Annotated in this window: 21 protein-coding genes and 1 tRNA gene; 1 reads left to right on the plus strand and 21 read right to left on the minus strand. The window is 35.1% G+C overall.

Annotation, left to right across the window (positions count from 1 at the left end; genetic code table 11):
* Positions 1 to 63 precede the first annotated feature (63 nt).
* Positions 64 to 657: a DUF421 domain-containing protein gene (locus NEH74_RS08220; RefSeq protein ID WP_238580533.1), complete on the minus strand. Its 594-nt coding sequence runs from the start codon at positions 655 to 657 to the stop codon at positions 64 to 66.
* A 189-nt stretch (positions 658 to 846) separates the two neighbouring features.
* On the opposite strand from NEH74_RS08220, the gene NEH74_RS08225 reads away from it, so the two are divergent.
* On the plus strand, positions 847 to 1,224 hold the full coding sequence (locus NEH74_RS08225) for a TIGR04086 family membrane protein (protein WP_055244466.1): 378 nt from the start codon (positions 847 to 849) through the stop codon (positions 1,222 to 1,224).
* Positions 1,225 to 1,333: 109 nt separating this feature from the next.
* Here NEH74_RS08225 and yajC read toward each other — a convergent pair whose 3' ends face one another.
* From yajC to tnpB, 20 genes are all read right to left on the minus strand, one after another.
* The gene (yajC, locus tag NEH74_RS08230) at positions 1,334 to 1,597 is read right to left on the minus strand and encodes a preprotein translocase subunit YajC (RefSeq protein ID WP_055244465.1); all 264 of its coding nucleotides are present in this window, start codon (positions 1,595 to 1,597) and stop codon (positions 1,334 to 1,336) included.
* A gap of 105 nt (positions 1,598 to 1,702) precedes the next feature.
* Complete coding sequence (gene tgt / locus NEH74_RS08235) at positions 1,703 to 2,839, minus strand: tRNA guanosine(34) transglycosylase Tgt (RefSeq protein ID WP_055244463.1); 1,137 nt, start codon at positions 2,837 to 2,839, stop codon at positions 1,703 to 1,705.
* Positions 2,840 to 2,870: 31 nt separating this feature from the next.
* Positions 2,871 to 3,902, minus strand: a complete 1,032-nt coding sequence (gene queA, locus NEH74_RS08240) for a tRNA preQ1(34) S-adenosylmethionine ribosyltransferase-isomerase QueA (RefSeq protein ID WP_055244462.1) — start codon at positions 3,900 to 3,902, stop codon at positions 2,871 to 2,873.
* A gap of 76 nt (positions 3,903 to 3,978) precedes the next feature.
* On the minus strand, positions 3,979 to 4,980 hold the full coding sequence (ruvB, locus tag NEH74_RS08245; protein WP_055244460.1) for a Holliday junction branch migration DNA helicase RuvB: 1,002 nt from the start codon (positions 4,978 to 4,980) through the stop codon (positions 3,979 to 3,981).
* A 16-nt stretch (positions 4,981 to 4,996) separates the two neighbouring features.
* Complete coding sequence (locus NEH74_RS08250; RefSeq protein ID WP_055244458.1) at positions 4,997 to 5,188, minus strand: hypothetical protein; 192 nt, start codon at positions 5,186 to 5,188, stop codon at positions 4,997 to 4,999.
* Positions 5,189 to 5,206: 18 nt separating this feature from the next.
* The gene (ruvA, locus tag NEH74_RS08255; RefSeq protein ID WP_055244457.1) at positions 5,207 to 5,767 is read right to left on the minus strand and encodes a Holliday junction branch migration protein RuvA; all 561 of its coding nucleotides are present in this window, start codon (positions 5,765 to 5,767) and stop codon (positions 5,207 to 5,209) included.
* 147 nt (positions 5,768 to 5,914) lie between these two features.
* Positions 5,915 to 6,709, minus strand: a complete 795-nt coding sequence (locus NEH74_RS08260; RefSeq protein ID WP_055274747.1) for a formate/nitrite transporter family protein — start codon at positions 6,707 to 6,709, stop codon at positions 5,915 to 5,917.
* 275 nt (positions 6,710 to 6,984) lie between these two features.
* Positions 6,985 to 8,367 carry a transposase gene (locus tag NEH74_RS08265; protein WP_055305451.1) on the minus strand — a complete coding sequence of 461 codons (1,383 nt, stop codon included), beginning with the start codon at positions 8,365 to 8,367 and terminating at the stop codon, positions 6,985 to 6,987.
* A gap of 784 nt (positions 8,368 to 9,151) precedes the next feature.
* On the minus strand, positions 9,152 to 10,018 hold the full coding sequence (locus NEH74_RS08270) for a patatin-like phospholipase family protein (RefSeq protein WP_055245259.1): 867 nt from the start codon (positions 10,016 to 10,018) through the stop codon (positions 9,152 to 9,154).
* Positions 10,019 to 10,136: 118 nt separating this feature from the next.
* Positions 10,137 to 11,219, minus strand: a complete 1,083-nt coding sequence (locus NEH74_RS08275) for a hypothetical protein (RefSeq protein WP_055305450.1) — start codon at positions 11,217 to 11,219, stop codon at positions 10,137 to 10,139.
* A 73-nt stretch (positions 11,220 to 11,292) separates the two neighbouring features.
* Positions 11,293 to 11,586, minus strand: coding sequence for a hypothetical protein (locus tag NEH74_RS08280; RefSeq protein WP_055305449.1), 294 nt, complete (start codon positions 11,584 to 11,586; stop codon positions 11,293 to 11,295).
* Between the two features lie 210 nt (positions 11,587 to 11,796).
* Positions 11,797 to 12,744 carry a carbohydrate kinase family protein gene (locus NEH74_RS08285; RefSeq protein WP_055305986.1) on the minus strand — a complete coding sequence of 316 codons (948 nt, stop codon included), beginning with the start codon at positions 12,742 to 12,744 and terminating at the stop codon, positions 11,797 to 11,799.
* Positions 12,745 to 12,758: 14 nt separating this feature from the next.
* Positions 12,759 to 14,231 carry a glycoside hydrolase family 32 protein gene (locus NEH74_RS08290; protein ID WP_055305985.1) on the minus strand — a complete coding sequence of 491 codons (1,473 nt, stop codon included), beginning with the start codon at positions 14,229 to 14,231 and terminating at the stop codon, positions 12,759 to 12,761.
* Between the two features lie 97 nt (positions 14,232 to 14,328).
* On the minus strand, positions 14,329 to 15,768 hold the full coding sequence (locus NEH74_RS08295) for a sucrose-specific PTS transporter subunit IIBC (RefSeq protein ID WP_055305984.1): 1,440 nt from the start codon (positions 15,766 to 15,768) through the stop codon (positions 14,329 to 14,331).
* 401 nt (positions 15,769 to 16,169) lie between these two features.
* Positions 16,170 to 17,162, minus strand: a complete 993-nt coding sequence (locus NEH74_RS08300) for a LacI family DNA-binding transcriptional regulator (RefSeq protein ID WP_055274742.1) — start codon at positions 17,160 to 17,162, stop codon at positions 16,170 to 16,172.
* 63 nt (positions 17,163 to 17,225) lie between these two features.
* Positions 17,226 to 17,316 (minus strand) — tRNA-Ser (locus NEH74_RS08305).
* Positions 17,317 to 17,400: 84 nt separating this feature from the next.
* Entirely contained in the window at positions 17,401 to 18,675 is a 1,275-nt protein-coding gene (locus tag NEH74_RS08310; protein WP_055245144.1) for an aspartate aminotransferase family protein, read from the minus strand.
* A gap of 13 nt (positions 18,676 to 18,688) precedes the next feature.
* The gene (locus NEH74_RS08315) at positions 18,689 to 20,614 is read right to left on the minus strand and encodes a peptidase U32 family protein (protein ID WP_055305983.1); all 1,926 of its coding nucleotides are present in this window, start codon (positions 20,612 to 20,614) and stop codon (positions 18,689 to 18,691) included.
* Between the two features lie 247 nt (positions 20,615 to 20,861).
* On the minus strand, positions 20,862 to 22,304 hold the full coding sequence (gene tnpC, locus NEH74_RS08320) for an IS66 family transposase (RefSeq protein ID WP_262941261.1): 1,443 nt from the start codon (positions 22,302 to 22,304) through the stop codon (positions 20,862 to 20,864).
* 213 nt (positions 22,305 to 22,517) lie between these two features.
* On the minus strand, positions 22,518 to 22,619 hold a 102-nt coding region (gene tnpB / locus NEH74_RS13700; protein ID WP_411040506.1), incomplete at its 5' end, for an IS66 family insertion sequence element accessory protein TnpB.

Below are 22,619 nucleotides of genomic sequence, written 5' to 3' on the forward strand. Positions count from 1 at the left end.
TAAAAGAACAACATTCACGGAATAATTCAAATGACAATCTCATTCTTTAAAACGTCACTACGACTAGTGACGTTTTTTTTCTTTCATATTTAATGATTCACGGGTTAAAAAATGAAGTTCTTTCCCATCATACGCTGCATAATAAACCTCTTTAATTTCAAAAATTCCCTGTTTCTCTAATTCTTCTTCCACCCATTCCTTCGTTTTTTGAATTTTTAATAAATTTTCTTTTTCTAAACCACCAGATGTAATAATAGGTAATGGACAGAAGCTCATATCATCTCGTTTAAAGGAAGATAATTGACCATTCGACTCTAAAATGGCGTATTCAACTTCAAAAATAGAAGAAATATTATTAGCTCGCAATTGTAGCATTAAATCGTCAAAGGTATAGCGCTGTCTTCTCATCTCATCTAAATCAATTCGACCTTGATGAATTAAAATAGACGGTTTTCCATCAATAATTTCACGAACTTTCTTAAACCGTAAGGTAATAAAGGCTGAAGTAAACTGCAAGGCTCCAAGTAACCCAATGGCTAACAATACCTCATGAATAGGACGGTTTAAGTTATCAATCGCCATAGCTGCAATTTCAGCCATTAATACTGAAACTACTAAGTCAAGCAACGTTAATTGACCAATTTCCCTTTTTCCCATTAATTTAAACACGATTAATAGGATAATATAAAAAAGTGTGGTTCTATATATCACAACATAACAATTTGAATCCATAAATTCTCCTTTTTCGCTTAATCTACTTAATTGTTTTATGTATAAAGCCGCATAAACTTTAATTTTTTCTCATACAGTTACTATTGAATACATACTGTAATGGGAGTTGAGAATATGTCAGAAAAACTAGGAAAAGCCTTACTACATGGCATTGCATTCATTGTTATTAGTATCCTCATCCTTGGACTTCTTATAACAACATTTGCTTATTTTGAATGGATTTCAGTAGGCGTGCTTGACAAATTAATCTATGCCTCATTCGTTGCAATTTTCTTTATCGGTACAACTTTAATTTCTAAAAAATTTGCACAAAAAGGTTGGTTAATTGGAATCGGTGTAGCAACAACGATGGTCTTATTAAGTCTAATGTTCTATACTATTGGAATTGATAGTCCATTAACCTTAAAGTTTTTCATTCGAAGCTTAATCACCTTTGTTGTTTGTATTACAGGAGGAATGATTGGGGTAAACTTACCAAGTGCTAAAAGATAATCCTCAATCGGTCACTTAAACTATTTCCAAAAAAGCATCTCATTCATTAATTGAATAGATGCTTTTTAAATGGATAAAAAAAGAGCACATTAATGTGCTCTTTTTATGATTATTTTTCTACCTTACGAGAAATAGCATTACGTTCAAAAATCCATTTTTGACCTTCATCATTAATTAACGTCACTGTTTCCTGTTCTAATGCATGAATACGTCCATGGATCCCACCAATTGTTACGACACGATCCCCTTTTTCTAAACTACTTTGCATCGTAGCGATAGCTTTACGACGCTTGTTTTCTGGACGAATCATGAAGAAGTAAAAGATAACCCCTAATAATACTAATTGTAACACTAATAATACTGTTTGATTCATTTTTAATCTCTCCGTTTCCTTTATTGATCAAGCTCATATATTGAGTTCATCCAATCATTTTATACTTATCAACCAACGACTTAATGGTTGATTCCGCATCCATTATTAAAATCCACGTGATCCTGGTAAATTAATTCCGTATTGTTCAAAGAATTCTTCACGGAAATCTAATAAGCGGTCATTACGAATTGCCTCACGAATTTGTTCCATTAAATTAATTAAGAAGTGTAAATTATGATATGATACTAAACGTTGACCAAATGACTCATTGGCCTTAATTAAGTGGCGGATATATGAACGTGTATAGTTTTTACATGTATAGCAATCACAGTTTGGATCTAGTGGCGTGAAATCACGTTCATACACTTTATTTTTAATGACAACACGACCAACTGATGTCATCGCTGTTCCATGACGAGCGATACGTGTTGGTAATACACAGTCAAACATATCAATTCCACGAATTGCTCCATCAATTAAATCATCTGGTGATCCAACTCCCATTAAGTAACGTGGCTTATCTTTTGGTAAATAAGGTACTGTATACTCAATCATTTTGCGAGCAACATCTTTAGGCTCACCCACTGATACCCCACCAATTGAATATCCTGGGAAGTCCATTTCAACTAATTTTTCAGCACAGTATTTACGTAACTCTGGGAATTCTCCTCCCTGTACAATTCCGAATAAAGCTTGTGTTTCAGGGTTTTTATGAGCCTTTTTCCCACGTTCCGCCCAGCGGATGGTACGATCAACTGAGTTTTTCATATATTCAAATGTTGCTGGATATGGTGGACATTCATCAAATGACATAATGATATCAGCCCCTAATGAATTTTGTACACCGATTGAAATTTCAGGTGACATAAATAATGGAGCTCCATTACGATGATCACGGAACGTAACCCCTTCTTCTGTAATTTCACGTAATTTACTTAAACTGAAAACTTGGAATCCACCAGAGTCTGTTAAAATCGCTCCACCCCAGTTTTCAAATTTATGTAATCCACCTGCTTCTTCAACGATTTTCTCACCTGGTTGTAACCATAAATGATACGTATTCGCTAAAATGATTTTAGCTCCCATTTGATCTAATTCTTCTGGTGATAAAGTTTTGACTGTGGCTAACGTTCCAACAGGCATGAAAACAGGTGTTTCAAAAGTTCCATGTGGCGTATGAAGTTTTCCATAGCGCGCACCTGATTGTTTACATTCATGTATTAATTCGTACTTAATCGCCAAGATCGGCACCTCACTTTTACTATCTTAGTTGCTACTCTTCAATAATTAACATCGCATCTCCAAAACTAAAGAAACGATATTTTTCTTCAACAGCAATACGGTAAGCATTCATCACTGATTCTTGTCCCGCTAAAGCTGAGATTAACATAATTAAGGTTGATTTAGGTAAATGGAAGTTTGTAATCATTCCATCAATCCCTTTAAATTGATAGGGTGGATAAATAAAAATATCTGTCCATCCTTCACATGCAATAAATTTCCCATGATCACGTGCAATCGTTTCAAGGGTACGTGTTGATGTCGTCCCAACTGTAATAATACGTCCACCTTTTTCATGTGTCGCATTTAAAACATCAGCAGTCTCTTGAGACATTTGATAGAACTCAGCATGCATATCATGTTCTTCAACACTATCAACTGAAACAGGTCTGAATGTTCCAAGACCAACGTGTAAAGTGACATAAGTAATATTAATCCCTTTAGCCTTAATTTGATCTAATAATTCCGTCGTAAAATGTAACCCTGCTGTTGGAGCTGCTGCTGATCCAATTTCTTTCGCGAAAACCGTTTGATAACGATCACGATCATCTAATTTCTCTGTGATATATGGAGGTAAAGGCATTTCGCCTAATGAATCTAATACTTCGTAGAAAATCCCTTCATAAACGAATTTAAAAATACGTTTCCCCATATCACCTGTTCCGATACACTCGGCTTTTAAACGACCATCACCAAATTCAACAATCGTTCCAATTTTCACACGTTTTGCCGGTTTCACGAGCGTTTCCCAACAATCTTGCTCTTCTTGTTTTAAAAGCAATACTTCAATACTAGCTCCTGTATCAGGCTTCTGTCCAATTAAACGAGCCGGCATGACTTTCGTATTATTTAAAACTAACGTATCATTTGGGCGCAAATGATTGATGATATCATGAAAAACTTCATGGTTAACTTCACCCGTTTTTTTATTTAAAACCATTAAGCGCGATGTATCGCGATCTTTTAACGGAGTCTGTGCGATTAATTCTTCAGGTAATTCAAAATCGAATTGTTCTACTCGCATAACACACCAACTTTCTATGTTGCAAAATTTAAAGCTCTTTATAAATTATCTACCAAATATCCTCATTTTTCAATCTTTATTTTAACGGATATGGTACCTTTAAATGTTCACAGGCTTGTGGTGTGATAACACGACCACGTGGTGTTCGCTTAATAAATCCTAATTGAAGTAAATAGGGTTCATAAACATCTTCAAGCGTTTGTGGCTCTTCCCCAATTGACGCAGCAATCGCTTCAATTCCACAAGGCCCTCCACCAAAGCGTTCAATAATCCCCATTAGATATTTATGATCGACATAATCAAGACCTAATGAATCAATGTCCAAACGATCTAGGGCTAACTGGGCAATATCATGCGTAATCACTCCATCTCCCATCACTTGCGCATAATCACGCACACGACGGAATAATCGATTCGCAATACGTGGTGTTCCACGTGAACGGCGCGCTAGCTCAAGTGATGCTTGATCATCAATTGGAGTTTCATAAACGATTCCTGTTCGCTTAACAATTGATTGTAACTGTTCTTCATTATAGTATTCAAGACGATTAATCACACCAAAGCGATCACGAAGTGGAGCTGATAAATCTCCTGCACGTGTCGTCGCTCCAACTAACGTAAATGGTGCTAAGTCTACACGAATCGAACGTGCTGACTCATCTTTTCCTACCACAATATCTAGTACATAATCTTCCATCGCCGGATATAAAACCTCTTCAATACTTTTTGGTAAACGATGAATCTCATCAATAAATAAAACATCACCTGGTTCTAGAACCGATAAAATGGCAGCTAAATCCCCGCTACGTTCAATCATTGGACCTGAAGTTGTTTTAATATTAACCCCCATCTCATTCGCGATAATTGTTGCTAAAGTTGTTTTCCCAAGTCCAGGAGGTCCAAATAATAAAACATGATCTAATGATTCATTACGATTTTTAGCAGCTTCAATAAAAATACGCAAATTTTCTTTAACAGCTGTTTGACCAATATACTGATTTAATCGTTCTGGACGTAAACTTAACTCTGACTCATCCTCCATCATTTCATCAGGTGTCACTAAGCGTTCTTCTGTCATGCTCCTACCTACTTTCTCATTCATTTATTTTTGCACAAGATGTTAAAACAATACCAAACTGACTTTCTAATGTTTGTTCACCCTTTTCAGTGAGATAATATTTAATGTCATTTCCTAAAATTTCGACCTCTAAAATATGATGATCGATGCAATACTGAACAAAAGCTCCTCCAATTGCAAATGGATTAACTCGTTGTTTATCCCCCATTCTAAATCCCTACCTTAATTATTTAACAAGTAATTGTAAACCTTTTTTAATAATCTCATCTACTGAAGCATCAATATCTTTAAATGCAGTCTTAACTTTTGTTAACTCTTTATCACCATACCCTAATGCTTGTAATGCTTCAAGAGCTTCTGCTAAGCTGTTATTCATAAATAAAGCAGCATCAGGAACAACTAATTTTCCTTTTAAATCTAAAATAATTTGCTGAGCTGTCTTCGGCCCAATTTTAGGGAACTTACATAAATATTTTGCATCCCCATTCTCAATAGCCTGACGTAAACCACTCATATCCTTCATCGCCAAAATTGCACATGCTGTTTTTGGCCCAATTCCACGGGCACTAATTAAATTAATAAATAAATCATGCTCTTCCATTGTTTTAAATCCATATAAGCTCATATCATTTTCTGATACGACTTGATGCGTAAATACTTGAACCTCTTCTTCCTTTCTAAACTCATATGGATTAGCTGTATAAACTTTATACCCTATACCATTCACATCAATCACCACAAAATCTTTTCCACTATAAGCAACATATCCTTTTAAATATGCAAACATCGACATCACCTCTTTATCGCTTCATTATAACATAAAAACAGCTGTCTAAAAAGAGGACAAAAACAAACGTTAGTTCTATTTATAAACTTAAAAAAAGGTATTAATCCAAATCTTTATTTGAATTAATACCTTACAAACTATTTTAAATTAGTGTTGTCTATTTTTGTAACTATGGATGAAGTTATAGTAATAAGGAACAACAATGACAAATCCACCAATAATGTTACCGATTGTTGCAATGAATATGTTCCATGCCATACCTGCATAAGAAATATCAGCACCTAATACTTTAGCCATTGATAAGACAAACATATTCGCGATACAGTGTTCTACACCCATAATTGCGAATACTGCAACAACGATAATATTTAAAATACATTTACCAGCAACATCTTTAGCAGCATAAGCAACATATACCCCACCTGCAATTAAGATATTACATAGAATTGCACGGAAAAAGACTTCTGAAGTTGATAAAGTATTGATTTTTACTTCAGCAATATGACGAATACTATCTGCTACTCCTGGATCAACACCATTAGTAAATAAATGTGCACCTGTTAATAAGGCAACTCCTAATAAAGTCCCTAATAAGTTTCCAATCCAAACTAAAGCTAAGTTTTTAATAAACGCTGATAGTTTTACTTCTTTTTTGAAATACGCCTTACCGATTAATGTATTACCAGTAAATAAGTCTGCTCCTGTTAATAAAATTAAAATTAAAGCAACTGGGAATAAGAATGCTCCAATAAGCTTCCCGACAAAATGGTTTTCCATTTGTCCATATACTAATAAATATACTGTGTACCCTAAGGCGATGAATAATCCAGCTAACATCCCTGAGATGATAACGACACTATTCTTACGTGATACTTTATACTTACCAACTTCAACTACTTCATTTGCAATCTCTTTAGCTGATAACATACGTGGCTGTTGCATATACTTTCCTCCATTTTTGTATCCTAGTATTTTTCTAACTTTCATTTGAGATAAAATTCCCTTAATAAAATAACATTTTTTCATACTTTTTTCAAACATATTTTCTACAAATCTCTTTACGAAAACGATTTTATTTCATATTAAGAATAGAATAGTAGAATCAATTACCTTTTTTGTTAAAATTATTGATTTTATAGGGATTTTAACTCATTCTACTATTAGATTACAACAAGTAAGGAAAACTATTTATCTACACCAAGCGATTTCTTATTACCTCAACTTTCGCACAACGAAAAACCCAATAACCCCTTGATGTAATTAGGTAAAGTCATCATCCAATTGTCTAGTTGTTTTTTTACTACTTCTGTGTTAATTGTAATTTCTCTTTCTCCTAGGTCGATGATTTCTTGAACCATCGTTAAAAGTCCTTTTAATGCTGTTTCTAAATCCACATCTTTGACTTCTGAACAGTAGTCATAAAATATCATTCCTAATGTTTTAGGATCATTCGTTTTGCGATTCTCCCACGCTAAAAAGATATAACGTGTAAAAACAATCGTTGTATGTCCAATCATTGAGTCATATGAACGACATTGAAATTCTTTATTCAATTTTAAGTGAGATTTATTGCACTTAAAAAACACTTCAATGTCCCAACGGTAACCATAGATTCTAATGATTTCTTCATCACTTAAACTTGTGTTTGTACTTAAAATCGCTAACCACTCTGTTTTATATTTTTGATGACGAATGAAGACGATTTTAACTGGAATGCCGTTATTTAATTTAACTTGAATGGATCCTAGACTTCCCTCTTGATGAGAAAATATCTTTTGATTGACGTTACAGTGTGTTATCAATGTTTGAAGTGGGAATTTCTTTCCTTTATACTGATAAAATCGTTTAGAAGTCTTTTTAACCATCCCAATGACATCAAGCCCCTCATTCATCACTTCTTTAATTAAGGGAGCTTCTGTGAACCACGAATCCATTAAGAGGTAATCAGCTGCTATACCTTGAGATAACGTTTGTTTCACCAAGTTTAGCGTAGCAGTGGGTTTATCTACTAGTGCTTCTATACGACGCTTATATCCACTACTGCGTTTATCGATCTCTGATGAAAGATTGACTAGTAACTTCTTCGCACTTACCATTAATGAAAAGTTACAGGGGATAAATGAATAACCATCTGACCACCCAAGTGTTAACAGTTGAAATCCCTTTAGGTACTTATGACTGACATGATCATAAACCGTTGAAAGTAGCTCTACTTTTTTACTACGATGACGTTCAAATAAAGAGTCATCTACAATTAAAACATTAACACGATCATCCGTTGTGAGTTTCGTACAAAGTGAAATCACGTAAGGGCTTAAAGAAAGCAAGAATCGACGCCAATTGTAAGTAGAGGTACTTAAAAAGCGGTAGACCACATCTTTTCCTGGTAAATCAGAAGCTTTACGATCACAGAATTTTGATTGAAACCACGTTCTATGATGAAAAGTTAATAGAAAAATCAACGTAAAGAGGTAAAGACAAGAGAACCCCTTAGATTTTTTAATGTTCGCTTGGCGTAAATGGGAACTGATTTTTAGTTCAGAAAAAGTTGCTTGCATTTCTTTGGGTAAAAGCATAAATTCTTTAAATGGTGGTAACATAATGATGACATCCTTTCTATTGGCTGGTTACCATTAGTATTTCCAGAAAGGATGTCTTTTTTTATGTTATCCAGTAAAAAGAATAAATTGTCAAGAGCGATACTCGATAGATGCCCTCCTTTAGAAGATTAAGGAGTTATGATTATTTTTCAACTGAGAAAGTTGAGTTATTACTTTAAAAAAATGAATTTAATCCTTTTCTTTATACAGTTAGCAGATATTTATTCCAAGATTACACATTTAAATTGGACTTCGTTTTTAACATAGAGTTTAATTTCAAAAAAATTCTTTTTATCCTTCATACAATCAATCCAAAATATAAATTTAATTTTACCTATATAGACACATAAATGTATTTTACAATTCTCCATCAGTCCTAGTTGGTTATCCACTTTAATACTGAGTTCCCTGACAGATTGTCAAAGACAATCTCATTCTTCATTGCTAGGGCCTTAAAAGTTTTTTGCCATGTAAAAAACTTATCTGGACTAATATATTGAAAAAATCATACAAAAGTTGTGGGCGCTCTGTAAATCGATAAAATAAAATTGCAGCAATAATGAATATAAAAATATATTTCATGCTCTGTTTCGTCATACCTTATCCCGCTTCTTCAAATTTATCATTTACTATATTATAGGCGAGTTGAAAGTATTTAAATCAACTGAGACAGCAATGAATTCACCATTTATACTGAGCACATTAAATTAACATTTTAAAACATCATACGTAGGCTATCTATCGATTTTACGATGTACAAAAAAAGACTGCTTCTTATATAAAGTCAGTTATTTGTAATCTTCACTCGATGTGGAGCTTTTGGATTTTTCCTTAAGACACGATATAAGATACGGTAAGCATCCTCACTCCCTAATTCCATGTAATACTTCAATACAGAGGGTCTAAAATCAAAAGAACCATAGATTCCATTACCGAGCTCTTTAGTTGGGAAAATCTCAATAATTCGTTTCCCCTCAATCATTGGTTGATTAATTCGTGAGCGTGAATCTAAATATACAATAATAATCGTTTCACAATCGGTTGACAGTAAAGGTCGCACCGGTGCACGTTCATACTTCATTGGATCGACGTAATAACTTCCCTCTATATAAACAGGTTCATACAAACCCGGAACGGCCGTTGTCGCAAGCAAGGCATCTTTCATTTCCCTTGAACTTAAATCATTCAGCTTAAAAAATCGTCGCTCCGTCGTTTTCATTCGCCCACAAGAGACATATAAATCAATGTCACTGCTTTGAATTAAACTTGGATTTAAATAATAACGAAAGGCTTTCTCAAATCCTGTTCGTTTAAGAGGTAAGTCAACGGTATTGGCTACACCTACTAAATTCATCATTCCAAAAAAGGGGGATAGCTGGCGTCTATTCATGGAATCAATAATCTGATTCATTCGTTTCATATTTTCTTTACTCACGGAAAATACAGATGACCATGGGCAACGGAGCCAAAACTCTTCAATTTCATCAGGTGTATATTGTAAAAACAAAGCACCATTTATCCCACCGATAGAGGCCCCTGCTACTGCTTGCACTTCATCAAGTAATCCAAACTCTTCAAGAACACGTATCACCCCGACTTGATATGCTCCTTTTGCCCCTCCACCACATAAAACCAATCCTATATTTCTCATCGTCTAATCCCTCCTTTCTATCTAACATAAGTTATGAAATTTGACTAAGCTATGTGCTTAAATTGACTTTTTCTCAACAAAAAAAGTTAGTGCTATTCATAATATAGCACTAACTTTTTTACAAACGTTGATTAATGATAAAAGCATTTGCTTGTTGATCCGCTGATACTTTCGCATCTAGTGTACAAAAGCGATTCGGATGTTCACCAATATGAGTAGCAGTCTGATAACCGACACTTTCATCTTGTAAGTTGGCAGCTAATCTTTGTCCAAGCTCCCCAGTTGCTAACTTCATTACGAACACACAATTACTTTGCCAAGAATATGATTTTTGATCAGCTAATTTTATATACGCCTCCATCTCATCATAACATCCACTACACCCTCGACACTGCATGGCTTTATTCCCATTTAGCTTTCTTGCAATGCAAGGTGTTGGCGTTAAGGCCACCAATTGATTTTTACGCCATTGATGTTTGCAAAAAAAGACAAAATCATTAATTGCTCGCATTGAGACTTGTTGATCACATTTATGGTTCGAAACAGGGCTTGCATCCTCTAAAATAACAGCTAATCGATCAGGTAATAACCAGTCATTAATCCAAGTGTATAAATCATAAAAGCGTAATCGTCCTCGAATCGATTGCTCATTCATCCACTTAAAACTTTGAATTAAATCAAATTTTTGTACGCCGTAAGCTTTAAAACAGCGCTTTTTCAATTCAGTCATCACCTGAACAAAACCAGGTTCAATCACAACTGGAATCGGAATTAGATTAATGTCATTTTCTACTAAGTTTAATTGAATATGTTGCCGAAATAAATTGATTTGGCTTCGTAACGCATCTTTATTTCCTTCTACTGTAAAAATATTGATTCGTTTTCCCCTCAGAAAAGATTCACAGGCATGAATAAAACCAAAGACATCCCCACCAGAACCCGTTGCTAAAGCTAACACATTAATCTCTTCTAGCTCATCATAAATTGAAAAAATATCAATTTGACTAAATAAATCCTGATAAACTTCATAAGCCTCACGATAACTTTTTGGAAATTGCTCTACTAAACAAGCAATAATCGCCTCTTGAGTATTTTTTAAATTATCATGAGTATTTCCTTCTTTTTTAGCTTCATAATCCATAGGTAATTGATGAAACCAATCATAAATAACTTCATATAACGTCGGATTTAAATGTCTCATTCACCTCATCCCCCATTAGTTCACTCTTGCTTGCTACATTATATGAGAATCCGACGAGAAATATGTAATACGGCTATAAATCTACGACTTGTAAACGATCGACCTCAAAATACATCGAGACTTGAACAAAACCTGATTGATTCGATGGATTAATTTCGTTATATGGAAAATATGCCGTCATTTCATTATATAAAGCGGTCCGTTCCATCGCGAACTCAACCTCTTGTGGGTAATTAATTTTCGCCAGTTTACAAAAGTAATTAAACTTATCCATGGCTACTAATGGATCAGTATAATATCGATCAAAATAAACTTGCTCATCAGGCTGAACAACAACAATTCTAATACGTTTAAAATTTCTTTCCATAGTGTCTCCTCCTACTTCATTCAATACGACTTCACTACATCCTATTTCAATGAAAGAGAAATATGCCTTGAAAACATGCACACTTTTCTTAAACGTATCAAAAGGCATAAAAAAGAGAAGTAATCTTTAACTTAGATTACTTCTCTTACTATTAAATTTTATCTACTATTAAGTCTCGCGATTCCTTCTTTTTTGACATCATCTATAATACTAGGCTGTAATTTCATCCCATGATGGAATGGAATCTAAAGCGCCTAATTTAGTCGTTGTTAAGGCCCCAACTTTATTCGCATTTTTCGTAAAGTCAACTAACATTGCTTCATCAGTTAGAATACTTTTTGGTTGCTCTAAATTCGCAATTTGAGATAATAATGCTCCAATAAACGCATCTCCTGCTCCAGTCGAATCAATCATCTTAACTGGCATACTTTCAACCTTATATGTTTTTTCAATTGAAACTAATGATCCTTCTTTACCTAATGTTAAGGTAACAATTTTTGCTCCTAATGCATGTAGGGCAGCAATCATTTTCTCGTGATTTTCTTCGCCTGTAATAATTTGTCCTTCTTCTTCAGACACTTTAATTAAGTCTACATGTTTAATGACTTCTTTACAATGTTTCACGAATAACGCTTGCTTATCATGATATAAGGCATCACGATAGTTTGGATCAAATGAGATAAATTTATCATTTTTAGTTGCAAAATCAATAAAGGCTTGATAAACCTCATATAATTGAGCTCCAAGTAAAGCTGTCGCACTACCTAAGTGAACAATTTTGCAATCATTAAATGCTTCGAAATTAATTTGTTGAGGTGAAATATTTCCATCTGCACCACGCATAAACTCGAAATCACGCTCTCCGTCTTCATCAATTGAAACATAAGCAATCGTTGTTCCTAAATTAGGATCTTCAATCACATGTGACGTTCCAACTTTATAATGTTCTAATGTTTCAATTAAAAATTTTCCGAATGAATCTTTTCCAACAGCTCCTACAAATTCAGCTGATGCCCCTAATTTCACAAGAGCAGTTGCAACGTTTGCTGGCGCCCCCCCAGCTTTTTTTTGGAATTTTTCAACATCAACTAACTTTTTTCCATTTTCAAGTGAAATAAAATCAATTAATACTTCACCAGGACAGATTACTTTTGCCATATTTACACCTCTTCTTACTTATTTAGTTCCCAGATTTTTGCCTCTAATTTTGCTGTTCCATCTGTAAAGAATTCAATTCCTGTACTTTCCTCTTTCGTGAAAATTCGTGTCGAGAAGACTTCCTGTCCATCATTAACGAAAATTTCAACTGATGATGTATCAACAAAAATTTGTAGCGTTAACTTGTCTGTCTCGAATTCACATTTACGTTGTGATCCAAATTCGTCTCCGCAAGTACGACCTGATTTCGAACGATCTAAGACTAGCTTTTTATTCTGTGTATCATAATAGAAGAGCGTTTCTTCTTCTTGGCTCGTACGAAGCTTAACCCCTAGTTCCTGAGCTTCAAATTCACTAAACTCACAGAATAATTCATAGACTTGTCCATTAAATCCGATAAATGACTTCACTTCATTTTGTAAGTGAGTACTCACCTCAACACGATTCCCTCGTAGCTGTTGTAATTCCTTTACTGGCCTTTGTAACAATTTATCACCTACTACTTCTAGCTCACGAGGTAGTGTTAAACAGTGCGCCCAACCAGATTCATCACTCACACAATCAATACCTGGGAGTCCAAACCAACCAACTAAAATGCGTCTACCTTTTGGATCAAGCATTGTCTGAGGAGCATAAAATTCAAATCCGCGATCTAACTCTGTAAATGATCCATGGTTAAATACGCCATTTTCCCAATTAATTTCTTCACCAATTAAATACCCTGATTGGAAAATATTTTGATATTTATCTCCTTCCGGTTCCATTCCCTGAGGCGATATAATCATAACACCTTTACCATTTTGTGTAAAGTAGTCTGGGCATTCCCACATAAAGCCGTTCCCTTTAAACTGGGTCTTAACTTCTCCTTTATAATTCCAATGAATCAGGTCTTTTGACTCATAGTAAACGACTGTTCCCTGATGATCATCTATTTCAGCTCCAACTAAGCAATAAAATGATTCATCAATCTTGAAAACTTTAGGGTCTCTAAAATGCTCGGTTACATTTTCAGGCGCAGCCTTAATCACAGGCTTTGGATATTTTTCAATATGCCCTTCTTTATCCATAATTGCTAAACATTGTGTTGGATAACGAACCCACTCTTCATCACGCGCATTCCCTGTATACATTAAATATAATTTTTCATCATGTTCAATCGCTGTCCCGGAAAATACACCATGACTATCAAAAGAACGATCGGGTTCTAAAGCAATCCCACAATCTTTCCAATGAACTAAATCCGTTGATGTCGTATGATACCAATACTTCACCCCATGTACAGGACCTAATGGGAACCATTGATAGAACATGTGATATTCCCCGTTAAAGTAACTAAATCCATTCGGATCATTTAATAAACCTGTAATTGGTTGATTATGATATGTTTGTCGGTAACAACACTGACTAACCTGCTGTTTTAATGCATCATACTCTTCTTTTGATACCTCTTCGATGCGTCGATAACGCTGTTCTCTCGTCCACTCCATCTTCTGCACACTCCTTAAAAAAGTAATCGTTTTATTTTATTCTTACTAATATAAACTGCTTTAATCTCCAAAGAAATTAAAGCAGTCATTTTGTTAATTAAACATTTTGTTTTTTGTTAAATAATTTGGCTAAAATCACTGTCGCAATGAATCCAATCACAAATGCGATTACTAAAGTCACCATGTATTGGATCATTGATTCTGGACGAATCACAATAACTCCAGGAATTCCTGCTGGTCCAGGAGAAACTGATAAAACCTGCATAAACGTACAGTAAGCAGAGGCAACAGCCGAACCAATTAAAGCTCCAATAAACGGATATTTAAACTTTAAGTTAACCCCAAACACCGCTGGTTCTGTAATTCCAAGTAAAGCAGATACTCCAGCTGCTGAAGCCAAGCTCTTCATCTTTGCATTACGCTTCATGAGATACATCACGGCTAAAGCAGCCGCTCCCTGCGCCACATTTGATGCTGCAACAACCGCAAAGGTTGGTGACCCGCCTAATGTTCCGATATTGGCCAAAATTTGCGTCTCAGCAGTTACTAATGAGTGATGCATCCCTGTAATTACTAATAATGGATAAGCTACACCATAGATTGCTCCCCCGACTGGGCCTAAGCTAAAGAATAACCACATTACAGCTTCTGTTAGTCCATCTCCTACCACGCGCATTGCAGGTCCAATGATGATAAATGTTAAAGCTGCCGTTAATAACACTGAAACTAATGGTGTAATGATGTTATCAAACATTGCTGGTACAATTTTACGTGATCGTTGTTCAATCTTAGCTAAAACAAATGATGATACGATAACTGGTAATACCGTTCCTTGATAACCTACTTTTGCAATCTCAAAACCAAAAATATTCCATGCTGGAACTGTACCATCTAATAAGGCTTGTCCATAATCATATCCATTTAATAAATCTGGATGAATCATGATTGCCCCAATAACAGCCCCAAGAACGGGTGTTCCTCCAAAAATTTTAGTCGCTGAGAATCCAATTAACACTGGTAAGAACGTAAAGGCTGCATTTGAGAATAAGTTAATCATCTCAGCTAAATCGGCCGTTTGCGGATAAGCTTCAACTAAAGACTTCCCTTCAATGAATAACCCTTGTGCCGTTAAGACGTTATTTAATCCCATTAATAAACCAGCAGCAACTAAAGCTGGTAAAATAGGAACAAACACATCAGCTAACGATTTTAGCATACGTTGGAAGACATTTAACTTTGATCCAGCTGCTTCTTTTAATTCTTCTTTACTAACTTCTTGAATATTAGTTACTTGCACAAACTCACGATAAACTTGATCCACAATCCCCGTTCCTAAAATAACTTGAAATTGCCCTCCATTATTAAATGTTCCTTTAACAAGATCCATTGCTTCAATTTGATCAACATCAATTTTTTTATCATCTTTTACAACAACTCGTAAACGTGTGGCACAACTTGCAACACGAATGACGTTGTTTTCCCCACCTACAAAAGCAACAATTTGTTTTGCAGCTTCAAGGTATTGATTATTTGCCATACTGATTCCTCCTTATATAAAAATGAAACGTTTCATTTTTATTCCTAAAAAAAGAAACTACTCATTCACTTAAAAATGAAACGTTTCACTTTCTATGGTATAATCATAATATATTTTTTTGTAACCGTCAACATTTTTTTAACGTTTTCAAAAAATATTTTCATTTAGTCTAAGTTCTATCCGTTCTTACTTTTTTCATAGTATCTTTCACTTTAATGACGATTAATTCTATAAGAAGCGATCTGATTGAAACATGTTTAATGATACTAAGTCTGATATTCTATAAATCTATTTGTATATATTAAGCAACCGTCATTCAAAAATCATCAATAACACGCTCACTATGTATAGGAAAGTTACTCAGAATCTAATCCATAAAAAAAGACAGCCTCTTTTTTCGATTAGCTGTCTTTTTGTCGTTTCGTTGTATTCCCTTGGATAAAGTGTACAGGTAAAAGAATTTCTTTTTCAATCGTTTCTTTATTAATCAAATGAATGATTGCTGCAACACTCTCTTTAGCTATCTCTTCAATCGGTTGACGAATCGTTGAAATTTCAATTTGATCATGTTTAGAGGATTTCACCCCATCAAAACCAATAATCTGTACGTCATCTGGAATTGAAATTTGATGTTTTTCTAAAAAATTAATCACTTCTAAAGCATAGGCATCTGTTACGGCAAAGATTCCATCAATTGAATGTTCTTTAATAATTTTTTCTAGTAAAAACTGCTCCATTTTCTCATGAAACTCAGATTGACTGCCAATTAAATCAAAGATCTCATAGGTCTTTTGATATTTTTCGCAGTAATCAATAAATCCTTTTTTTCGATTCCTTGTTGTATTTTCTTTCTTAGAACCAGCTCCGATAAAACACAGTGATTGACATCCCGCTTCATCTAAATGTTTTGCGGCTAACTGGCCACCTAAGAAGTTATCACTACTCACATAAGGCACTTCATCATTAAAAAAGCGGTCAATGCTAATCAATGGGAGATTAGATGAAACATAATGTTCAATATCACTGTATGTAATCGCAATAATCCCATCCACTTGATTTTGTTTTGCCATCGTCAGATAAGATAATTCAGTCAAATAGTCGCCTTCGGAATTACAAAGAATCATTTTATACTGATGTTGTCTTAAATTTTTTTCAATGTTATAAGCCAATTCACCAAAGAAAGGATGCCAGACGGTTGGTAAAATGAGTGCTACCGTATGCGTACGGCTGACTTTCAAACCACGTGCGTAGACATTCGGTTGATAATTTAGTTCTTTGATGGCTAATTCAACCGCTTGTTTCGTTTTTGGCTTTACTTCAATATTATTAATTACTTTCGAGACAGTTCCAACCGAGACACCAGCTCGTTTGGCTACCTCTTTTATCGTTGACACGTTTCAATCACACCTTTATTTATCCTAATGATCGATTATGAACCTCTCATATTATTTTCATACTGGCGGAAAGGAAGGGATTCGAACCCTCGCGACGATTTCTCGTCCTAATGCCGTTCCAAGACATCCTCTTGAGCCACTTGAGTACCTTTCCATCTTTAAATTATATCATGCCATTATCTTTTAGAATAGGTTGTTAGAAAAAAGAGTACTCAGTTTAAGAGTACTCTCTATCCTTTTATTGAAGTTCTGCTAATACCTCATCTAACTCATGAAGTAATGTTTGAACATTTGCTTCCGTAATGACTAGTGGCGGTTGGAAGGCTAATACATTTCGATTTAATCCATTCTTTCCAACGATAATCCCACGATCCTTTAACTTTTCTAAAATGACATCCGTTTCCTCTGAAGCGGGTTGTCCGTCTTCTTTAACTAGCTCCGCCCCTAACATTAATCCGATGCCACGAACATCTTTAATTAATGAATATTTAGCTTGAAGAGCAATGAGTCCCTCTTTTAACATCTCTCCTAAATGAGCGGCTGTCTCACATAACTCATATTTTTCAATATAATCAAGCACGGCAAGCGCAGTCGCAGATGAAACAGGATTTCCCCCTAATGTCGATGCCGATGGTTTAGTAAAAGCCTTTGCTACTTCATCCGTCGTACAGAATGCTGAAATTGGCATCCCATTTCCTAACGCTTTAGCCACTGTCATAATATCAGGCACCACATCGTAATGCTCAATCGCAAACATTTTACCAGTTCGTGCAAATCCAGTTTGAACTTCATCAATAATTAATAAAATTCCATGCTCTTCTAATAATTGTTTTAACTCTTTAAAGTACCAAGCAGGTGGAGTAATAATTCCCCCATTCCCTTGAATCGGTTCTGCGATTAGCGCTGCCATATGATTAGCACCACGTGTTTGAATAATTTCTTTGATGCTTTCAATTGACGCTTTTGCAGCTTGTTCTAAATCAGTGTTACTATCCCACACCGTTTTTGCAAAGTGAACCTTAGGTGATAAATCTGGATCTGCTCGCCACATTGGTATTCCTGTTGCACTCATCGTTAAGTAGGTACGTCCATGTAGGCCATTCTCTAACGCGATAAACTCATTTTTTCCTGTATATAAACGTGCAAGTAACATTGCCCCTTCATTTGCTTCAGAACCTGTACAACAGAAAAATGAACGTCGTAAATCACCCGGTAAGACCGAAGCAAGTTTCTCAGCTAACTGAACCATTTCCTCTGTTAAATAAATAATCGTCGTATGCTGTAAGGTTTGCATTTGTTGAATCGTCTTTTCTAAAATTTCTGGATTACAATGCCCACAGTTCATCACCGAAACACCCGCAAAGAAATCTAAATATTCTTTTCCTTGATCATCATATAAAAATTGCATACTTCCTTTTACGATTTGGGGAGCATTCGCATAAAAGTGATTACGATGAGATGACGGAAGTAAGAATTCTTTCTTTTTCTCAATTATTTGATTAGCACCAATCATTAATGACCTCTCCTTAATTAAAATTTAATGCTCCAAGCGTAAACCCTAAATGATCATAGTTTAATGATTCAAATAGATTCTGACACTCTTCTAAATTTGTAATTGCTTTTTTATACGTTTGAACAATCATTCTTAACGTCTCTAATTCATAATGACATCCTTCAATTCTAAATGTCTTTACACCTAATTCATGAAGTGATTTTAATAATGGTAAATAACACAATTCTTTTGATAATAACATGTGATTATTTCCTTTATTATCGCGATAAACAGGATGTTCATTATTTTTATCATCAATTAAAAGTAATGGTCTGGCATCTTGATACTGACGCCCTTTCTGTTCACTTGGTGCCATAACTTTTGTATTTTCATATAAATCATGACTCATATACATGACAACTGGTGAACCATGAACAACCATTTCCATCGGTAATTGAGTTTGAGTCACTAATTCTTTTGTATTTTTAACTGGTGACTCATTTGAAATAGTTCCTGTGCTTAAACCTAATTGCTGATAAAAGTTAGCTGCAATTGCATTATAGATATTTAAGCCATGGTCCCCTCGCATTGAATATCCTAATGACCCAAACTTATGCATGCTTCCTAAGTTTGTCACGAGTAGTCCATCAATTCCTAAATCTTGATCCGTCAATAAATGTTGATATCTTGCAAAATCATCCTCATACATCATGGTCGGTAATCCTAAATATATTTTTGATTGTCCTTTTTGTGAAGTTAAATCTTTAATTTCCTTTTTACTAAACGGTAAATTAGGTTGGAAAACCTCTCCGGATAAATAAATATAATCGACGCCCTCTTCAATGGCCATTAAAGCAGCAGCGTAGTTATTTACTTTTACACTTAATATTGGTTGATGATGCGAGACTTCCTCAATAGTGAATGCCCCTTGAATTTCTTCGACACGCTTCTGTGTTAGATCAAGCTCATTGACTGGTTTACTAAAGACTTTCCCCGTACTATAAAACTTCCCAGTTCCCTCATAACGTTCATTAATATTACTTAAACCTGGTTTTCCAAACGCATAAGCTGTCGAAAAATCACGTTTGCGATTATTAAATAATGTCTGAGATTCTTTTTTACGGTCATAGAAGATAGGATCATCAATGTATCGATCAATCGCATCTCGATAACTATTAATAATCCCAATTAAATACTCAGCATCTCTCATACGCCCTTCAATCTTAAATGAAACAACTCCCGCATCAATTAATTCTGGAATATGCTCGTACATATACATATCTTTCACTGCCATTGGGAAAGTTGTATTATATTGTAAATTCCCGTGATTAATTTTATATCCCCAACGACAAGGCTTCATACATCGTCCACGATTACTACTATTTCCAAACAAAATCCCACTATATGTACATTGTGCACCATGTGCTACACACATATCACCATGAACAAAGTACTCAAACTCCATATCTGTTTGGGCGGAGAATAATTTGACAGTATTTAAGTCAATATCTCGTGATGTTACTACACGCGTCACACCTAGTTCACGTAACTTTTTAATCGTCTCTAAGTTATGAACATTCATCATGACTGATGCATGAATATTTAAGTTTAACTTTAACTTCTGAACGAGCGCAATAATACTCATATCTTGTACAATAATCGCATCTGGAGCTGCTGATTCTAAGAAACGTAAATAATGCTCTGTTTCTAGCAGATCTTCAGAGCTTAATAAATTATTTACTGTGACATAAACTTTCTTTCCAAGTTCATGTGCCATCTGAATTGCTTCGACAATCTCATCATTTGAAAAATTAAAATCTTTACGGTGCAAACGCATATTTAAAATTTTTCCACCTAAATAGAACGCATCTGCTCCACTATGAAGAATCTGCTTGAAAATTTCAAAATTTCCTGCCGGCGCAAGTAATTCGACTTCTTGCTGATTAAAATATCGACTCATATAGCTCCCCTTATACTTTAATAAAATATCTCCTCTATTATATCATTTTTTCGACTTAATTCGTAAGCGGGTAATAATAACACGTATAGAAAAAAGGAGACCTCACCTGTATACTGGAATTACAGATGAGGTCTCTTTTCTTTTAGATTCCTTTACAATGTTCTTGAACCTTTTTTGCCCATGGTAAAAAGTCCTCCAAGAGCTTTGGTTTCATTAAAAACTCAACATTTGGTAGGTGTTCAAATAATTAAGTTAAATATTTATAAACATTTAAGCCGTGCTCTTTCGCTGTTTCAATCACACTATAGATAATCGCATTGGCTTCAGCCCCTGCTAAGCTTGTTGAAAATAAGTAATTTTTCCGTCCAATAACCACGGTTTTGATGGCGCGTTCGGCACGATTATTCGATGCTTCTAATCGTCCATCTTTCAAAAAGGCCATCAGTTCTTTCTTTTGATTCAAAACATAGTGAACCGCAGTTTGCAACTTACCTTTCATTGGGATGAAGCTACCTAGAAAGTCATAAAAAGCTTCTATCACTGGCTTGACCTGTAACTGACGTTGCTCATAACGCTCCTCAGGCGATAATTCCTGAAGTTCTCGTTCAATCTTAAAAAGTTGGTTACAGTAGTCAATAGCTTGTTTAGCTTTTCCATTCTTCCCTGGTACATCCTTAAATTTGCGGCGTGCATGAGCCCAACACCCCACTAATTCAATATTCGGTAAGTTCTTATATCCGGAATACCCATCACAATGCAGGTAGCCTTTAAATCCATCGAGTAATTGTTCAGCGACGACTCTTGCACGAGTTAAATCTGCGTGATAATAAACGATGGGTGTTTCGCATTCTTTACCTGTTTGAATTAACCAGATTCGTGCCTGAGATGTTGCGTCACGTCCATCCATTCGATTTAACACTTGATAGTGCGTTTCATCGGCATGAAGAACTTCTTCTTTTACCAAGATTTTGGCGAAATAATCGTAAAGTGGGCGCAACCAATCCTTCGCCACCGTTATCATCCAATTCGCCATCGTGCGTCGACTTAATTGTAATCCGTACGTCTTCCATTCCTTTTCTTGGCGATAAAGCGGAAGACTTAATTCGTATTTTTGATGAATCATCCAGGCAAGAACACTAGGTCCTGCTAAGCTTCTTTGGATCGGTCCTTTAGGGACTTCAGCACATTGAATCGGCTGTGTTTCATAGGAGTCATCATGACAATCACACTTATAAGCGTGTGAATAGTAAACTTTTTTAAATAGTTTCGCTGGGATAAAGCAGACCTCTTCGCGAATGAGTTTCTTTCCCATCGGTTTCATCTTTTGACCACACTGGTCACATGTACAATCTTCACCATGTAACTCACAGTGAATTTCTTCAACGGGTAAATCTTTTGTTAGCTCGGCTTTACGACCAGATGCCTTACGGCGGCGATACGTGATTTCTTCTGTTGGTTCAATCTTTGTTTGGTGGTTTTCTAAATGAGGATCCTCAAAAAGTGAGAGTTGATTGGGATCAACTTTAGTTTTCTCGCTTGAGGATCCATAAAGCTTTTTTGTTAAAAACTCAACCTGTTCAGTTAATTGTTTAATTTGTTGATCTTGTTCAGTGATTCGTTGAGTTTGTTGATCCAATTTTTTTAATAGGTTCTGATTTTCTTTGATTAGTTTCGATTCAAACGTACTCAACGGTGCCACCTCTTTTTCTAAATGATTCATGTTAGGCTTAGTATGCCCAAAATCAAATAGAAAATACAGGTTTTATTACCATTTTATAATGATTTAAATCAGACATCCTGTTTGAGCTGGTTTGATAGCTTTAGGTTGTTGAATAGATAAGCCTTCAAGTAGCCAACGAAGCTCCTGATGGGTTAAATTTTTGACTTCTTCTTGGTTTCTTGGCTATTGAAGGTTACCCTTCTCAATCCGTTTATATAATAAGATAAAACCGTCTTTATCCCAATAAAGGGCTTTGAATCGGTCCTTTTTTCGTCCACAAAATAG

This window comes from Turicibacter sp. GALT-G1 (assembly GCF_025594995.1).
GTDB lineage: Bacteria > Bacillota_I > Bacilli_A > MOL361 > Turicibacteraceae > Turicibacter > Turicibacter bilis.

What these genes read in the sequence shown, in the direction of transcription:
- NEH74_RS08220 (WP_238580533.1), bottom strand. Translation starts at nt 657, where the DNA reads ATGGGAAAAAGGGAAATTGGTCAATTAACGTTGCTTGACTTAGTAGTT.
- NEH74_RS08225 (WP_055244466.1), top strand. Translation starts at nt 847, where the DNA reads ATGTCAGAAAAACTAGGAAAAGCCTTACTACATGGCATTGCATTCATT.
- yajC (WP_055244465.1), bottom strand. Translation starts at nt 1,597, where the DNA reads ATGAATCAAACAGTATTATTAGTGTTACAATTAGTATTATTAGGGGTT.
- queA (WP_055244462.1), bottom strand. Translation starts at nt 3,902, where the DNA reads ATGCGAGTAGAACAATTCGATTTTGAATTACCTGAAGAATTAATCGCA.
- ruvB (WP_055244460.1), bottom strand. Translation starts at nt 4,980, where the DNA reads ATGACAGAAGAACGCTTAGTGACACCTGATGAAATGATGGAGGATGAG.
- NEH74_RS08250 (WP_055244458.1), bottom strand. Translation starts at nt 5,188, where the DNA reads ATGGGGGATAAACAACGAGTTAATCCATTTGCAATTGGAGGAGCTTTT.
- ruvA (WP_055244457.1), bottom strand. Translation starts at nt 5,767, where the DNA reads ATGTTTGCATATTTAAAAGGATATGTTGCTTATAGTGGAAAAGATTTT.
- NEH74_RS08260 (WP_055274747.1), bottom strand. Translation starts at nt 6,709, where the DNA reads ATGCAACAGCCACGTATGTTATCAGCTAAAGAGATTGCAAATGAAGTA.
- NEH74_RS08265 (WP_055305451.1), bottom strand. Translation starts at nt 8,367, where the DNA reads ATGTTACCACCATTTAAAGAATTTATGCTTTTACCCAAAGAAATGCAA.
- NEH74_RS08270 (WP_055245259.1), bottom strand. Translation starts at nt 10,018, where the DNA reads ATGAGAAATATAGGATTGGTTTTATGTGGTGGAGGGGCAAAAGGAGCA.
- NEH74_RS08275 (WP_055305450.1), bottom strand. Translation starts at nt 11,219, where the DNA reads ATGAGACATTTAAATCCGACGTTATATGAAGTTATTTATGATTGGTTT.
- NEH74_RS08280 (WP_055305449.1), bottom strand. Translation starts at nt 11,586, where the DNA reads ATGGAAAGAAATTTTAAACGTATTAGAATTGTTGTTGTTCAGCCTGAT.
- NEH74_RS08285 (WP_055305986.1), bottom strand. Translation starts at nt 12,744, where the DNA reads ATGGCAAAAGTAATCTGTCCTGGTGAAGTATTAATTGATTTTATTTCA.
- NEH74_RS08290 (WP_055305985.1), bottom strand. Translation starts at nt 14,231, where the DNA reads ATGGAGTGGACGAGAGAACAGCGTTATCGACGCATCGAAGAGGTATCA.
- NEH74_RS08295 (WP_055305984.1), bottom strand. Translation starts at nt 15,768, where the DNA reads ATGGCAAATAATCAATACCTTGAAGCTGCAAAACAAATTGTTGCTTTT.
- NEH74_RS08310 (WP_055245144.1), bottom strand. Translation starts at nt 18,675, where the DNA reads ATGATTGGTGCTAATCAAATAATTGAGAAAAAGAAAGAATTCTTACTT.
- NEH74_RS08315 (WP_055305983.1), bottom strand. Translation starts at nt 20,614, where the DNA reads ATGAGTCGATATTTTAATCAGCAAGAAGTCGAATTACTTGCGCCGGCA.